This is a genomic window from Xanthomonas sp. NCPPB 3959, from assembly GCF_056675575.1.
Genome location: NZ_JBWWVR010000001.1, coordinates 519,077 through 534,604 on the forward strand (window position 1 = coordinate 519,077; position 15,528 = coordinate 534,604).

A 15,528-nucleotide genomic window follows, 5' to 3' on the forward strand; every position below is an offset into this window, starting at 1 on the left:
CGAATTCGATCCACACGTCGCTCCCCCGAAAGAGGTGTTGGTGCTTGCCCTGATCCCGCCCGACAATGCCGCGATGCCGCATGCGCCCGCCATTCGATCGTCTTCGCTGCTGCGCCTGTGCATCGCGCTGGCGGCGTTGGCGTGCTGTGGCAGCAACCTGCTGTGCGCACCGGCCTGGGCAAGCGCGATCGCCTCCACGCGCGACGGATTGCTGCAGTTCCACCACACCGCGTGGAGTACCGAGCGTGGTGCGCCAGCCGATATCTGGGACATCCAGCAGGCCGACACCGGCCCGTTGTGGTTGGCCACCGGCTTCGGGCTGTTCCAGTTCGACGGCCAACGCTTCGCGCGGCAGCCGCCGCCCGATGGCCAGGCCTATGCCTCGCACAACATGACCACGCTGGCGCTAACGCCGGACAACAGCGCCTGGATCGGCTATTTCAACGCCGGCATCGACCGGATGGCGGACGGCCACCTCACCCACTTCGCACCCGGCAAGGACCTGCCGGCCGGCATGGTGTTCCGGATCGAGCGCGATGGCAGCGGGCGTCTGTGGGCGGCCATCGATGGCGGGTTGTGCTGGTTCGACGGGCAACGTTGGCAACGCGCCGGTATGGATTGGGGCTATGCAGCCACCCGCGCGCAATGGCTGTTGCGCGATCGCCGCGGCGTGCTGTGGGTCAGCGATGGTGCGCAGATTCTGCTGCTGCGGCCCGGCGCCAAACGTTTCGAGCCCAGCGGCCAGCGAATCGGCCATTTCGTCACCATGACCGAGAGTCCCGATGGCGCGATCTGGTTGGCCGATCCGTATCGCGGCGTGTTCGCGCTGACCGACGCGCACGGCCAGGTGCTGCCCGCAGCGGTACGCGCGCAGCCGCAGTTTCCCGGCCTGTTTGCGCACCGCATCCGCTTCACCCGCGACGGTGCGTTGTGGGGCAGCGACTACGCGGCGCGCGGGCTGTTCCGCATCGCATCGCCGGCGTCATCGGCGCCGGTGCTGGAACGCTTCGACACCATGCAGGGCCTGACCTCGACCACCGCCGGCCCGCTGCTGGAAGATCGCGAAGGCAATCTGTGGGCCGGCACCAATCTGGGCCTCAACCGCTTCCGTCATCGCGCGTTGCTGCCGCTTGCGCCGCTGTTGCCGGGTCAGGCGATGGCGGTGGCGCTCTTCACCACCACGCCCAGCCAGGCCGCAGCACCGCTGCTGGCGACCTTTCGCGACGGTCGCCTGCAGGCGTTGACGCGCGATCGCGTCGAACGTTTGCGGCACGGTGCGTCTGTCGCCGTACTGGACGTCCCGGCGACCGCCAGCGGCTGGGTACTGGGCAGGCACGACCTGTTACGGCTTCAAGCAGGCCGCGGGCAAGCAGTGCCGCTGCCACATGCATTGTCGGCCGGCTCCGTGCGCGCCCTGGTTGTCGATGCGCACAACCGTCCATGGATCTGCACCGAAGCCGATGGAGCCTTCCAGTTCGACAGTGGCCTCTGGCAACCCATCGCTAGCCTGCAGGACACGCCATGTTCGGTGCTGGCAAACAGCAGCGATGGCGGCATGTGGGTGGGTACCGTCACGGGCGAACTGCGCATGTTGCGCGGCACGCAGGTCCACCGATACAGCGCGGCCGACGGCTTGTCGGTCGGCCCGATCACCGCCGTGCTGCAACGCGGCTCGCTCACGCTGGTGGCTGGCGAAACCGGGCTTGCGGTGTTGGGCGAGGATGGCCACTTTCGACAGGTACCCGACCAGGCCACTGCGCTACTGCAAGGCATCACCGGCATCGCGCAGGACCGCCGCGGCACGTTCTGGTTGAACGGCAATCGCGGCGTGGTGCACCTCGGTCGGCAAGCGCTGCTGACCAGCCTGCGCACCGGCGTGGCCAGCCCGGCGCTGCACCTGTACGACATCATGGATGGGCTGCCGGGCGTCGCCCAGCAGGCCACGCCGGTGCCCACCGCACTTGCCGCCGACGATGGGTTGCTCTGGTTCGCCACCAATCAGGGCCTGGCCTGGCTCGATCCCGAACAGACCTACCGCAACCCGATCGCGCCGGCGGTGTTCATCACCGAGATAGTCGCCAACGACCGGCCCTATCCGCGACAGGACGGCCTGCAACTGCCAAAATGGACCGATCGCCTGCGCATTGGCTACGACGCCATCAGCCTCACCCGCCCCGAACGCGTGCGCTTTCGCTACCAGCTGGAGGGCGTGGACGCGCAATGGCAGGACGCCGGCAATCGCAATGAGGCGTTCTATACCAATCTCGCTCCGGGGCGTTATCGCTTCCACATTGCCGCAGCCAACAACGACGGCGTATGGAACGAACGCGGCGATACGCTGGACTTCGTCATTGCCGCGGCGTTCGTGCAGACCTGGCAGTTCAAGCTCTGCTGCGCGCTTGCGGTGCTGCTGGCATTGGGCATCGCCTGGCGCATGCGTACCCGCCACGTCGCCGGCCGCTTGCGTGCGCGCCTGGAAGAGCGTTATCGCGAACGCGAGCGCATCGCCCGCGAATTGCACGACACCTTGTTGCAGGGCACGCAGGGACTGATTCTGCGTCTGCACGCGGCCAGCCGCTCGTTGCCCTCGAACGACCCGCGCCGGCTGGAACTGGAGCAGGCGGTGGACCTGGCCGAAGACGCGCTGATCGAAGGCCGCGACCGCGTCAACGGGCTGCGCGACAGCCAATCCCTACATGAAAACCTCGCCGGTGCATTGCAACGGGCACGCAATGCGAGCATGCCGCCACCCACGGCGGAACTGCATGTGCTGGTCGAAGGCCGGCCGCTGCGCTTGCGCCCGCTGGTGGCCGATGAGCTGTTCCAGCTCGGCCGCGAAGCGCTGACCAATGCCGACCGGCATGCCAATGCCACCCGCATTGCGCTGGAACTGCGTTACGGTGCACGTGACTTCGTGCTGCGCATCCACGACGATGGCTGCGGTCTCGAACCGGACGTGCTGCACGGCCACGCCCGCACCGGCCACTGGGGACTTACCGGCATGCAGGAACGCGCGCAACGCATCGGCGCCAAGATGCAGTTGTGGTCGCGCCCCGGCAGCGGTACCGAAATTCAGATCCTGGTACCCGCGCGTGCGGCCTACGCAAGTCCACCGCGCTGGTGGTGGCCATTTCAACGGGCAACATCCACGGAGAGCCGCAATGGCTGAGATAGTCAAAGCAACCGATGTGCTGGTGGTAGACGACCATCCGCTGCTGCGCGATGGTCTCAGCGCCATGCTCGCGGCCGAGCACGACATGCGCGTGGTCGGCGAGGCCGAAGACGGCGAGCAGGCGGTGGCCTGCTACAGCAGCCTGCGCCCGGATGTGGTGCTGATGGATCTGCAAATGCCGCGCGTGGATGGTGTGGAAGCGATCCAGCGCATCCGCCGCCTCGACCCGGCTGCCAAGGTCATCGTGCTGACCACCTACACCGGCGATGTGCGTGCGGTGCGCGCGTTGCAGGCCGGTGCCTGCGGCTACCTGCTGAAAAGTTCGCTGCGCCGCGAACTGGTGGACACCATCCGCGACGTGCGCCGCGGTCAACGTCGGCATGTGCCAGCGCTGGTGGCCGAAAACATCGCCGCACACGTACTCGACGATGCCCTGTCTGCGCGCGAAACCGAAGTGCTCAGCCTGGTCGCCACCGGCTGCTCCAACAAGCAGATCGGCAGCGCCCTGACGATTTCCGAAGAGACCGTCAAGGCGCATATGAAAAACATCCTGTGCAAGCTCGGCGTGCACGATCGCACCCATGCAGTGACCGTCGCTTTGCGTCGCGGGATCCTGTCGCTGGAGACCTGAGCGGTCCAGCATTCTTGAACGCAGGGCCAGGCAGCGTGACCGCCGCCCTGTCAAATCGACCGGCTTGCGCTATGGTATGCACCGCCGAGCGGCAAGGGGGCCGCTTCAGCATCGTGTGCGACAGCCGATAACGGCTAGGTCCGGACGCAGCAAAGCGCAGCGGCGGCACTCGATCCAATCACTAAACGCGTTCAGGGGAATTGCGATGCTTCGTCACTCTTTGCGGGTGCGCCTGCTGTTGCCGGTGCTGGCCTTGGTGCTGGTCGTGGTTGCGGCACTGACGGTCATTCTGGCCATTACCGAAGCGAACCGGGTCAAGTTCGAGGCCGGCGACGCGATCGAGCGCCAGTCGGTGTCGTTGCAGACCCTGTTCTCGGTCACTCGCGCGATGATGCTCGACCGCGTCAATTCCTCCATGCGCCAGCTGCGCAAGGAAGCCAACGCACACGGCGCCGCAAGCATCGGCAACGAAGTGCGCGTGGGCGACCGCAACGCCAACGACCTGCTGCTGGGCCAGAAGGCGCAAGCCAATGCCTTCGACATGCTCGACGATGTCACCGCCATCCACGAAGGCACCGCCACGCTGTTCTCGCGGACCGGCGAAGACTTCGTGCGCATCTCCACCAACGTCAAGAAGGACGACGGCAGCCGCGCCATCGGCACCGTGCTCGATCCCAACGGCCAGGCCGCCGCCAAGCTGCGTAACGGCGAAAGTTTCTACGGCGTGGTCGACATCCTCGGCAACCCGTATGTCACCGGCTACGAGCCAATCTTTGCCGGCAACGACAAGCGCGTGATCGGTGCCTGGTACGTCGGCTACAAGGCCGATACGCAGGCGCTGGAAAACGTGGTCAGCAGCCGCCGCGTGCTCGATTCCGGCTTCATCGCCATCTTCGACAGCAAGAACAAACTGCGCTTCCAGTCCACCACCGGTGCCACCACCGATACCGCCACCATCGAGCGGATCGTCAAGGACAGCCCCAACGATTGGGTCGTCACCAAGCAGGAAGTGCCCGATTGGGGCTTCACCCTGGTCTCGGCATACCCCAAGAGCGACGTCAATGGGGTGATCGTGCGCCAATCGTTATGGATCGCCGGCATCGGCTTGTTGGTCTGCGCGTTGCTGCTCGGCCTGCAATGGGCGTTGATCTGGAGCCGCGTGTTGCGCCCCATCCAGCATTTGACCACCGTGGCCGAAGAACTGAGCCTGGGCAAGTGGAACCACACCATCGACGAGGTCAATCTCAAAGATGAAATCGGTACCCTGGCGCGCGCCATCTCTCGCCTGTCCAACAGTGTCCGGCTGGCCATGGAGCGCCTCAGCAAACGCTGAGCCGCTCGCACCCACTCCGTACCAGATGATGCAAGGAAGACGCCATGTCCACTGAATTCCGTCCGCTGATCGAGATCCTGCGCGAGCTCAAGGCGCTGGCATTGAAGAAGGCGTCCGGCTTTCTGTTCATCGTCACCGAAGAAAACCACTCCTGCATCGTCCGCCTCAATGCCGGGCAGATCGAAGAAGTGGTATTCCGCATGCTGCGCAATGACGAGGCGGTGCAACGCCTCACCATGGTCAACGCGGCAAAGGCCCGTTTTCAGACCGACCCCGGCGCCGGCATGGGCAAGCCCTCGCTGCTCAGCCATGACTCACGCCAGTGGTTGATGGGTGGTTTCGAGCAGGATCTGGGCGGTGCGCCGGCTGCGCCGCGGGCAGCCGTGGCGGCCACGCCTGGCCCGGCGCCGACGGCACTGGTCGTATCGCCTGCCCCTGCACTGTCAGGCAACGACAATGCAGGCGCACCGAACGAGCGCGTCCGCGAAGCCCTGGAAAAGGTCGCGCTGAACTATCTCGGGCCCATCGCCGGCATGCTCTGCGACGAAGCCTGGGAAGCGTCGAACGATATCGAGCAAGTGCTCAATCAGCTTGGCGCCAACCTCTCCACCCCGCAGGAAACGCAGAAGTTCATGGCGGATGCGCGCGTGGCGCTGGCCAAGCTGCGTTGAGGGATACTGCAACACATTGCGAATCAAGCCGCGCGTTGCGCGGCTTTCTCTTTAGCCAGTACCGATAATTCCCGTTCGACTTGCCGGCACACTGGAAGACTTGATCGAGTTGGATTGGGTCGCGCGCAGTGGTGATGTTTGCGACACGCACGCCGGCTATCCAGCCAGCAGTTGACCCATGCCTCGATGCGGTGCACCGACAAGTCCATTCCATTGCCCGACCGGATTGCCATAACGACAAAGGAGCCTTGCGGCGCCTTTGTCGTTTAAATCACTCCCACTCGATCGTCGCAGGCGGTTTGCCGGAGATGTCGTAGACCACGCGCGAGACGCCGCGCAGTTCGTTGATGATGCGATTGCTGACCGTGCCGAGAAAATCGTACGGAAGGTGTGCCCAGTGCGCGGTCATGAAGTCGATGGTTTCCACCGCGCGCAGCGCGATCACCCATTCGTAGGCGCGTGCATCGCCGACCACGCCGACCGACTTGACCGGCAGGAACACCGCGAATGCCTGACTGGTCTTGTCGTACAGATCGGCCTTGCGCAGTTCGTCGATGAAGATCGCATCGGCCTTGGCCAGCAGCTCGGCGTACTCGCGCTTCACTTCGCCCAGGATGCGCACGCCCAGGCCCGGGCCCGGGAACGGATGGCGATACACCATCGTGCGCGGTAGGCCGAGTTCGACGCCGAGACGACGCACTTCGTCCTTGAACAATTCGCGCAACGGTTCGACCAGACCCAACTTCATGTGCTCGGGTAAGCCACCGACGTTGTGGTGGCTCTTGATCACGTGCGCCTTGCCGGTCTTGCTGCCGGCCGACTCGATCACGTCCGGATAGATCGTGCCCTGCGCCAGCCACTTGGCATTGGCGAGCTTGTTGGACTCTTCGTCGAAGATATCCACGAACAGGTTGCCGATGATCTTGCGCTTGGCTTCCGGGTCGCTCACGCCTTCGAGCTTGGCGAAATAGCGGTCGGCCGCGTTGACGCGGATCACCTTGACGCCCATGTGCTCGGCGAACATCGCCATCACCTGGTCGCCTTCCTGCCAGCGCAGCAGGCCGGTATCGACGAACACGCAGGTCAGCTTGTCGCCGATCGCCTTGTGCAACAGCGCAGCGACCACCGACGAATCGACGCCGCCGGACAGGCCAAGAATAACCTCGTCATCGCCCACCTGCTCGCGCACGCGCGCAATCTGGTCGTCGATGATGTTGGCCGCCGTCCACAGCGTCTGACACCCGCACACATCGACCACAAAGCGGCGCAACAAGGTCTGGCCCTGCAGCGTGTGGGTGACTTCCGGATGGAACTGCACGCCGTACCAGCGCTTGTCCTCGTTGGACATCGCCGCCACCGGAATGCGATCGGTCACTGCGGTGACGGTGAAGCCCGGCGGCACCTGCGAGACGTGATCGCCGTGGCTCATCCACACATTCAAACGCGAGGCGCCGGCGTGATCGGTCAGGCCGGCGAACAGCGCATCGGCCGCCACAACATCGACTTCGGCGTGGCCGAATTCGCGTTGATCTGCAGCTTCTGTCGCTCCGCCTAGCTGCGCAGCCAGGGTCTGCATGCCGTAGCAGATACCGAACACCGGCAAGCCGCTGTCGAACACTTCCTGCGGCGCCACCGGCGCCCCCGGCAACGTGGTCGATTCCGGCCCACCGGACAGAATGATGCCCTTGGCACCGAATCCGGCAATCTCGGATGGATCATGATCCCAGGCCCAGATCTCGCAGTACACGCCGATTTCGCGGATACGCCGCGCAATCAGCTGGGTGTACTGCGCGCCGAAATCGAGGATGAGGATCTTGTCGGTATGGATGTTGGTCATCGAGGGCCGGGATTGGGGAGTTGGGATTGGAGATTCGCAAAAACGCTAGCCACAACCGCTGCCGGATGAGGACGCGGTAGGCTCTTACGAATCCCGAATGCCGAATCCCCACTCCCGCGCGCTGGCTTACCCAGCGCGATAGTTCGGCGGCTCTTTCGTGATCTGCACGTCGTGGACATGGCTTTCGCGTTGACCGGCGCCGGTGATCTTGACGAACTTCGGCTTGGTGCGCATCTCTTCGACAGTGGCGCAGCCGACATAGCCCATGGTCGCGCGCAGACCGCCGATCAGCTGATGGATGATGCCGCCGACCGGTCCGCGATACGGCACGCGGCCTTCGATGCCTTCCGGCACCAGCTTGTCGGCGTCGCTGGCGTCCTGGAAATAGCGGTCCTTGGACCCCTTCTCCATCGCGCCCAGGCTGCCCATGCCACGGTAGCTCTTGTAACTGCGCCCTTGGAACAACTCGACCTCGCCCGGTGCCTCCTCGGTACCGGCCAGCAAGCCGCCGACCATCACCGTGGACGCACCAGCGACCAGCGCCTTGCCGATGTCGCCGGAATAGCGGATGCCGCCATCGGCGATCAGCGGAATGCGGTCCTGCAGCGCTTCGGCCACCATGTCGACCGCAGTGATCTGCGGCACGCCGACACCGGCGACCACGCGCGTGGTGCAGATCGAGCCCGGACCCACGCCGACCTTGACCGCATCGGCGCCGGCATCCATCAACGCCAGCGCGGCATCGCCGGTGACGATGTTGCCGCCGATCACCTGCAGCTGCGGATAGGTCTTCTTGACCCAGGCCACGCGATCGATCACGCCCTGCGAATGGCCATGCGCGGTATCCACGATCACCACATCCACGCCCGCTGCGGCAAGCAGTTCGATGCGCTGTTCGGTATCGCCGCCCACACCCACCGCCGCACCCACCAGCAAGCGCTTGGCAGCGTCTTTGGCAGCATTAGGGTTGTCGGTCTTTTTCTGGATGTCCTTGACCGTGATCAGGCCGCGCAGCTCGAAGCTGTCGTTGACCACCAGGATCTTTTCGATGCGGTTGCGATGCAGCAGCTCCAGCACTTCCTCATCGCTGGCGCCTTCGCGCACGGTGATCAGACGATCCTTCTTGGTCATGATGTGGCGGACCGGATCGTCGAGCTTCTTCTCGAAGCGCATGTCGCGGCTGGTGACGATGCCGACCAGCTCGCTGCCATCCACCACCGGCACGCCGGAGATGTTGCGCGCGCGGGTCAGCGCAATCACTTCACCGATCGTGGTATCCGGGCTGACCGTGAACGGCTCGGTGATCACGCCGGATTCGAACTTCTTGACCCGGGCCACTTCGCCCGCCTGCTGCGCAGGCGTCAGGTTCTTGTGGATGATGCCGATGCCGCCCAGCTGGGCCATGGCCACCGCAAGGCGGTGTTCGGTCACTGTGTCCATCGCGGCCGAAAGAATCGGCAGTTTCAGGCGCAGATCGCGGGTCAGCCGGGTTTCCAGGCTGACATCCTTGGGCAGGACGATCGAATGAGCGGGGACGAGCGAAACGTCGTCGTAGGTGAGAGCTTCAGCCTGGATGCGGAGCATCGGCGGACCCGAGTTTGGGGAAGCGCGGCATTTTACCCTGAAAGCCTTCACGAAGACACAACGCAGCCGCAATGCTGCGTTACGCGCGCGCCTCAGCCGGCTGCGTCGGCCGCTTCCAGCGTGTTCTGCATCAACGTGGCCACCGTCATCGGCCCGACTCCACCCGGCACCGGCGTGATCCAGGCCGCGCGCTGCACGGCGGCGTCGAAACCGACATCGCCGACCAGACGCCCGTCTTCCAGGCGATTGATGCCCACATCGATGACCACCGCGCCCGGCTTCACCCACTCGCCCGGAATCAGACCCGGGCGGCCCACCGCCACCACCAGGATGTCGGCATTGCGCACGCTGGCTTCCAGCACCTCGGGCGGGGTGAACTTGTGGCAGCTGGTGACCGTGCAACCGGCGATCAGCAATTCCAGCCCCATCGGCCGGCCCACGTGATTGCTCACGCCCACGATGGTCGCGTTGCGCCCGCGCACCGGTTGGTCGGTATGCGCGAGCAAGGTCACGATGCCGCGCGGCGTGCACGGGCGCAGGCCGAATTCGCGCAATGCCAGATGCCCCACATTCTGCGGATGAAAGCCATCCACGTCCTTGCGCGGGTCGATGCGCTGGATCAACCGATTGGCATCGGGAATGCCCGGCAGCGGCAGCTGGATCAGGATGCCGTGGATCTTGGGATCGGCGTTGAGCCGGTCGATCAATGTCGCCAGCTCGGCCTCGCTGGTGCCTTGCGGCAAGTCGTAATCGAAGGCCTCGATACCGACCTTCTCCGCCGCGCGTCGCTTGTTGCGCACATACACCGACGAGGCCGGGTCGCCGCCGACCAGCACCACGGCCAACCCGGGGCGCGCCTTGCCGGCCGATACACGCGCGTCAACCCGCAGCTTCAATCCGTCGAGCAGGTCCTCGGCAATGCGGCGGCCATCGAGGAGGCGGGCCGGAGCAGAGGCAGCTGGCGCGGAAACGGTCATGGGGCGTCAGGTGTAGAGTCGAAGGCCGTCTATTGTCCCCGATTCCGTCATGACCGACACCACCTCAACGCCAGATTCCATCACCACCTCTATCGAAGCGGCCGCATTTCGCCGTCTGTTGCAGCATCTCAACCAGGACCGGCTCGATGTGCAGAACATCGATATGATGATCCTGGCCGGCTTCTGCCGCAATTGCCTGGGCGACTGGTACCGCGAAGCCGCAGAAGCGCACGGCCGACCGATGAGCAAGGATCAGGCGCGCGAAGCGGTCTATGGCATGCCGTTTGCCGACTGGAAACAGCAGCACCAGAAAGACGCCACCCCCGAGCAGTTGGAAGCCTTCGCGGCCGCGCAACGCACGCACAGCTGAGTCGATCGGCTGGCGGCTGACGCATGGGCGCCGGCTGCTTTGCCGCCCAATGTGTTTTCTCGACCAGCCAATGCAAGCGCAGCGCTGAACATGTGTCGGCGCTCACCCTGCACACGTGGCTCAGTCGCGGGCCGCTTCTTCTACCGAATTGGCCTGCGGCACCGCATCGGGATTCAGCGTGCGGCTCTCCCTCCTCGGCGGAGTGAACGGCGTAGGTTTGGGCACGGTCGGCGTGATATTGCCGTACATCAGCCCTGACACAGCACCTGCACGCGTGTTGCCGGCCGCAATCTCCAATTCGAAACGCTCGGCATCGCGACGCCGGATCTCGCGCGCGATGATGACGGCCTCGTCCTCGTCCACGCCCAGCTCGACCAAGGCCGCTTGACCGAACGCCACCGCCGACTCGAAGGTCTCGCGGATCTGGTAATCCACGCCGGCAGCGACCAACTGCAACGAATGCTCACGATCGTACGAGCGCACCAACAATCGGGCGTGCGGGAACTCGCGCGTTGCCAGCTCCACGATGCGATTGGCCGCCTCGCGGTTGTCGACGCACACTGCAATCGCGCGTGCGCTGTGCGCACCGGACGCATGCAACACATCCAGCCGGGTGCCGTCGCCGTAGTAGATCTTGAAACCAAACTCCTCCGCGCTCTGGATCATCTCAATGTCGTTGTCGATGATGGTCACGTCCACATCGCGTGCCAGCAGCGACTGGCTGGCGACCTGACCGAAGCGCCCAAACCCGATGATCAGCACGCTGCCGGTCTGGTCACTGACTGCTTCCACGCCCTCCAGCGACGGCTTGGCGGCTGGCGTCAGCCGGCGCTGCAGCAGCACGAACAACGGCGTCAGCGCCATCGACACCACCACGATCGCGGTCAGGCTGGCGTTGACCTGTGCATCGATGACGCCGGAAGCCGATGCCGCGGCAAACAGCACGAACGCGAACTCGCCGCCCTGCGCCATCAGCACGCCACGGTCCAGCGCCTGGCGATGGTCGCTGCGCATCAGCCGCGCCACCGCATAGATGCACACGCCCTTGCCCACCATCAAGGCCAGCACGCCGGCAACGATCAGCCGCCAATCCGCCGCAACCACGTGCAGGTCCAGGCTCATGCCGACGCCGAGGAAGAACAGCCCCAGCAAAATCCCGCGAAACGGCTCGATGTCCGCTTCGATCTGATGCCGGAAGGTGGATTCGGACAGCAGCACACCGGCCAGAAACGCCCCCATCGCCATCGACAACCCACCCACCTGCATCAACAGCGCCGCGCCCAGTACCACCAGCAAGGCAGCCGCCGTCATCACCTCGCGTGCCTTGGACGCAGCCAGGATCCGGAACAAGGGATTGAGCAGCCAGCGCCCTGCCACCAATAACCCGACGATGCAGGCCAGACCGATGCCGATGTCCTGCCAGCGCTGCGACGCCGCCTGCGGGTCGCCGTTGGATCCCATCCAGGCCACGATCGCCAGCAGCGGCACGATCAACAGATCTTCGAACAGCAGAATCGCCACGATCTTTTGACCCGGCGGCAGGGCGACATCGCCACGCTCGGCCAGCAATTGCATCACCACCGCCGTGGAGGTCAGCACGAAGCCGGACGCGGCGACAAACGCCACCGGCGGCGCAAAGCCGAGCAACATGCCGATGCCGGTCAGTACCAGCGTGCAAACGGCAATCTGCGCGGTCCCAAGACCGAAGATCTCCTTGCGCAGACTCCACAGGTGGGACGGCCGCATTTCCAGCCCGATCACGAACAGAAACATCACCACGCCCAGCTCGGCCACATGCAGGATCGCCTGCGGCTCATCGAACAACCCCAGGCCGAACGGACCAATCGCCAATCCCGCAGCCAGGTACCCCAACACCGAGCCCAGGCCCAGACGACGGAACAAGGGGATCGCAACTACGGCAGCGCCCAGCAGCACGACGACGTTGATCAGTTCACTGGATTCGGCAGCTTGGCTCATGCCAAGGATTCTAGCGGCACAGGCTTGGCGTTGCCCTGCACCTGCGTGCGCATCGGTCGATCAGCCAGCGCTTCCCCATCGATCTCGACCAGCACGTCGATCCTGATCTGCGACGCCCCAAATGACGAACGACGCCGGATGGCGTCGTTCGTGGATGCAGGCAATGACCGGGCAATCAGCCGCGCGCGTCGGCCTCGGCCAATGCAGCACGCAGGATTTCCTTGGCCGGCCCACCATGCTTCTCGTGCTCGAGCGCGAAATGCACCGTGGCCTCGATCAGGCCGATGTGCGCGCCGCAATCGAAACGACGGCCTTCGAAGCGATACGCATCGACGGTTTCCTGCTGCAGCAGCCCGGCAATCGCATCGGTCAGCTGGATCTCGCCGCCTGCGCCTGCACCGGTTTCTTCGAGCAGTTCGAAGATCTTCGGGCTAAGCACGTAACGACCGACCACTGCCAGATTGCTCGGTGCCACTTCCGGCTTGGGCTTTTCGACGATGGCGTTAATACGCCCCTTGCGACCATCGAATGCATCGGTAGCCACGATGCCGTAACTGGCGGTCTTGTCATGCGGCACGTCCTCGACGGCGATGACGCTGCCGCCCGACGCTTCGGCCACATCGGCCATCTGGGTCAGCGCACCAGCGCCGCGGTTCCAGATGAGATCGTCAGGCAACAACACCGCGAACGGCTCGTCGCCGACCACGGCCTTGGCGCACAGCACCGCATGCCCCAGACCCAGTGCCTCGGCCTGCGTCACGAAAATGGCACGCACGCCTTCGGGCAATGCATGACGCACCAGCTCCAGCTGTTCGAGCTTGCCGGCACGCTCGAGCTTCTGCTCAAGCTCGTAAGCCTTGTCGAAGTAGTCGGCGATCGAGTGCTTGTAGCGATTGGTCACGAAGATCAGCGTATCGCAACCGGCCTGGATGGCCTCGTCGACGGCGTACTGGATCAACGGTTTGTCGATGATTGGCAGCATTTCTTTCGGCACCGTCTTGGTTGCCGGAAGAAAGCGGGTCCCAAGACCTGCGACGGGGAATACGGCCTTGCGAATACGCTTGCTCATTAAAGTCTTCTGACCTCACGTGCGGGGAATGGAACGACCGTATCAGATCGCGTGTCGACTTTCCGTCGAGCAGCCGCAAAATCCGGCATCAGACTGCCCAACACACTCTCCATTGCCTTGATGTCATAGCGGTTAACCGCCTCACGCAAGCGCGTCACCAGCTGCAACACCTGCTCGTGCGAGAACTCGCGCACACCGGCTTCCAGGATCTTGGGATGCGCGGTGGGGCGATAGTCTTCGTCCGAATAGAACAGCGTTTCATGTAGCTTCTCGCCCGGACGCAAGCCGGTATAGAGAATCGCCACATCCTTGCCCGGCTGCTTGCCGGCAAGCCGAATCATCTGCTCGGCCAGCAAGCGGATCGGCACCGGCTCGCCCATGTCCAATGTGTAGATCGCACCATGCGAAGCGGAGGCAGCGGCCTGCACCACCAACTGGCAGGCTTCGGGAATGGTCATGAAGTACCGCGTCACATCCGGGTGCGTCACCGTGACCGGCCCGCCCTGACGGATCTGCTCACGGAACAACGGCACCACGCTGCCGGCCGAATCCAGCACGTTGCCGAAGCGCACCGTGATGAAGCGCGTCGGCGCATCGCGGGCGTCAAGACTCTGGCAAATCATCTCGGCGTAGCGCTTGCTCGCGCCCAGCACATTGACCGGCTCGACGGCCTTGTCGGTCGAGATGAAGACGAAGGTCTCGATGCGCGCACGCTGACAGGCGCGCGCCACGTTCTCGGTTGCCAGCACGTTGTTGCGCACCGCTTCGCGCAACTGCTCTTCCAGCAACGGCACCTGCTTGTAGGCGGCGGCATGGAACACCGCATCCGGGGTCGCGGTGTTCAATGCATACGCAACCACGGCCGGGTCGCCACAATCGCCGAGCACGCGCACCACTTCGATATCGGGGAACAGCCGGCGCAGATCCGAATCGATGGTCAGCAATGCCAACTCATCGATTTCAAGCAGCACAATCCGACGCGCACCATGCCGCGCACACTGGCGGCAGACTTCCGAGCCGATCGAACCGCCGGCACCGGTGACCATCACCGTCTTGTTGGTCAACCAGTCGCGGATCAGGCGCCAATCGGGCGTGACCGGCTTGCGATTGAGCAGGTCCTCGATCGCGACCTCCTTCAATTCGCCAGGCAAGGAGCGCCCTTCCAGCACATTGATCAGCTTGGGCACCATGCGGAACGGCAAACCGGTGCTTTCGCAGATCGCCACCACGCGCTGCATCCCCGAAGCATCCAGCGACGGGATCGCGATCACCAGCAACTTGGCTGCCGTCTCCTTGGCGATCGATGCGGCCTGATCCAGATTGCCCAGGACGTTGAGCCCCTGGATCTTGGCGCCATGCAGATTGCTGGCATCGTCCAGATACCCGACCGGTACGAACGTGCCGCTACGACGAAGATCGCGCACCAGCCCTTCGGCAGCACGACCGGCGCCCAGGATCAACACACGCTGCGCGGCATCGCCGGAATGCGCGATCTGATAATCCTTCCAGGCGCGATACAGCAGTCGCGGCGTCCCCAGCAATGCCGACAGCGCGAACGGATAGACCACCAGCACCGACAGCGGCACCCCGTCCAGGCGGTCGTAAGACAGCGCCAGCACGATCGCGACCAGACCAAGGAAACTGGACTTGAAGATATTCCACAAGTCCGGCACCGAGGCGAATCGCCACAGCCCGCGATACAACCCCATCTTCCAGAACACCAGCCCCTGCGCGACCAGCACCACCGCAGTGCGCCAATCCCACAGTGGAAGGTCGGGCGCGTCGCGCAGCATGGAGTAGCGGCCGGCATGCAGCAGTTGCCAGCACACCCACACCATCAACAGGTCGTGCAGTACGACTGCCGCTTGCGGCAACACTTTGGTCAAACGGTCACGCCAGGAAATCAT

The 15,528-nt window shown here is 64.3% G+C and carries 11 protein-coding genes; 5 read left to right on the forward strand and 6 right to left on the reverse strand.

The window, feature by feature from the left end; translation table 11 throughout:
- Positions 1-73: 73 nt before the first annotated feature.
- The 4 genes from AC1KVG_RS02005 (at position 74) to AC1KVG_RS02020 (ending at position 5,807) form a co-directional block, all read left to right on the forward strand.
- Positions 74-3,169 carry a sensor histidine kinase gene (locus AC1KVG_RS02005; RefSeq protein WP_481093453.1) on the forward strand — a complete coding sequence of 1,032 codons (3,096 nt, stop codon included), beginning with the start codon at positions 74-76 and terminating at the stop codon, positions 3,167-3,169.
- Entirely contained in the window at positions 3,162-3,803 is a 642-nt protein-coding gene (locus AC1KVG_RS02010; RefSeq protein ID WP_176339933.1) for a response regulator transcription factor, read from the forward strand. The genes AC1KVG_RS02005 and AC1KVG_RS02010 overlap by 8 nt, the downstream gene beginning before the upstream one ends.
- Before the next feature lie 205 nt (positions 3,804-4,008).
- The gene (locus AC1KVG_RS02015; protein ID WP_115040122.1) at positions 4,009-5,136 is read left to right on the forward strand and encodes a Cache 3/Cache 2 fusion domain-containing protein; all 1,128 of its coding nucleotides are present in this window, start codon (positions 4,009-4,011) and stop codon (positions 5,134-5,136) included.
- 44 nt (positions 5,137-5,180) lie between these two features.
- Positions 5,181-5,807 carry a DUF8082 domain-containing protein gene (locus tag AC1KVG_RS02020; RefSeq protein WP_481093331.1) on the forward strand — a complete coding sequence of 209 codons (627 nt, stop codon included), beginning with the start codon at positions 5,181-5,183 and terminating at the stop codon, positions 5,805-5,807.
- A 271-nt stretch (positions 5,808-6,078) separates the two neighbouring features.
- Here AC1KVG_RS02020 and guaA read toward each other — a convergent pair whose 3' ends face one another.
- The 3 genes from guaA to folD all read right to left on the reverse strand — a co-directional run bounded on the left by guaA (position 6,079) and on the right by folD (position 10,205).
- On the reverse strand, positions 6,079-7,644 hold the full coding sequence (gene guaA, locus AC1KVG_RS02025) for a glutamine-hydrolyzing GMP synthase (protein ID WP_481093332.1): 1,566 nt from the start codon (positions 7,642-7,644) through the stop codon (positions 6,079-6,081).
- 126 nt (positions 7,645-7,770) lie between these two features.
- On the reverse strand, positions 7,771-9,228 hold the full coding sequence (gene guaB, locus AC1KVG_RS02030) for an IMP dehydrogenase (protein ID WP_043889240.1): 1,458 nt from the start codon (positions 9,226-9,228) through the stop codon (positions 7,771-7,773).
- Between the two features lie 92 nt (positions 9,229-9,320).
- Positions 9,321-10,205: a bifunctional methylenetetrahydrofolate dehydrogenase/methenyltetrahydrofolate cyclohydrolase FolD gene (gene folD / locus AC1KVG_RS02035; RefSeq protein WP_481093333.1), complete on the reverse strand. Its 885-nt coding sequence runs from the start codon at positions 10,203-10,205 to the stop codon at positions 9,321-9,323.
- A gap of 49 nt (positions 10,206-10,254) precedes the next feature.
- Between folD and AC1KVG_RS02040 the strand changes: the two genes are divergently transcribed.
- The gene (locus AC1KVG_RS02040) at positions 10,255-10,575 is read left to right on the forward strand and encodes a DUF1244 domain-containing protein (RefSeq protein ID WP_481093334.1); all 321 of its coding nucleotides are present in this window, start codon (positions 10,255-10,257) and stop codon (positions 10,573-10,575) included.
- A gap of 120 nt (positions 10,576-10,695) precedes the next feature.
- Here the strand turns inward: AC1KVG_RS02040 and AC1KVG_RS02045 are convergent, their stop codons facing one another.
- The 3 genes from AC1KVG_RS02045 to AC1KVG_RS02055 all read right to left on the reverse strand — a co-directional run bounded on the left by AC1KVG_RS02045 (position 10,696) and on the right by AC1KVG_RS02055 (position 15,528).
- A complete protein-coding gene (locus AC1KVG_RS02045) occupies positions 10,696-12,552 on the reverse strand; it encodes a monovalent cation:proton antiporter-2 (CPA2) family protein (RefSeq protein ID WP_481093335.1) in 1,857 nt (618 codons plus the stop codon).
- A 175-nt stretch (positions 12,553-12,727) separates the two neighbouring features.
- Positions 12,728-13,621, reverse strand: coding sequence for a UTP--glucose-1-phosphate uridylyltransferase GalU (gene galU / locus AC1KVG_RS02050; protein ID WP_006451184.1), 894 nt, complete (start codon positions 13,619-13,621; stop codon positions 12,728-12,730).
- A complete protein-coding gene (locus tag AC1KVG_RS02055; RefSeq protein ID WP_481093336.1) occupies positions 13,621-15,528 on the reverse strand; it encodes a polysaccharide biosynthesis protein in 1,908 nt (635 codons plus the stop codon). The genes galU and AC1KVG_RS02055 overlap by 1 nt, the downstream gene beginning before the upstream one ends.

Bases quoted from the DNA above. Each gene is read 5' to 3' on its own strand.
- AC1KVG_RS02055 (WP_481093336.1), bottom strand. From the start codon at position 15,528: ATGATTTCCTGGCGTGACCGTTTGACCAAAGTGTTGCCGCAAGCGGCA.
- guaB (WP_043889240.1), bottom strand. From the start codon at position 9,228: ATGCTCCGCATCCAGGCTGAAGCTCTCACCTACGACGACGTTTCGCTC.
- AC1KVG_RS02020 (WP_481093331.1), top strand. From the start codon at position 5,181: ATGTCCACTGAATTCCGTCCGCTGATCGAGATCCTGCGCGAGCTCAAG.
- AC1KVG_RS02040 (WP_481093334.1), top strand. From the start codon at position 10,255: ATGACCGACACCACCTCAACGCCAGATTCCATCACCACCTCTATCGAA.
- AC1KVG_RS02005 (WP_481093453.1), top strand. From the start codon at position 74: ATGCCGCATGCGCCCGCCATTCGATCGTCTTCGCTGCTGCGCCTGTGC.
- AC1KVG_RS02045 (WP_481093335.1), bottom strand. From the start codon at position 12,552: ATGAGCCAAGCTGCCGAATCCAGTGAACTGATCAACGTCGTCGTGCTG.
- AC1KVG_RS02015 (WP_115040122.1), top strand. From the start codon at position 4,009: ATGCTTCGTCACTCTTTGCGGGTGCGCCTGCTGTTGCCGGTGCTGGCC.
- AC1KVG_RS02010 (WP_176339933.1), top strand. From the start codon at position 3,162: ATGGCTGAGATAGTCAAAGCAACCGATGTGCTGGTGGTAGACGACCAT.
- galU (WP_006451184.1), bottom strand. From the start codon at position 13,621: ATGAGCAAGCGTATTCGCAAGGCCGTATTCCCCGTCGCAGGTCTTGGG.
- folD (WP_481093333.1), bottom strand. From the start codon at position 10,205: ATGACCGTTTCCGCGCCAGCTGCCTCTGCTCCGGCCCGCCTCCTCGAT.
- guaA (WP_481093332.1), bottom strand. From the start codon at position 7,644: ATGACCAACATCCATACCGACAAGATCCTCATCCTCGATTTCGGCGCG.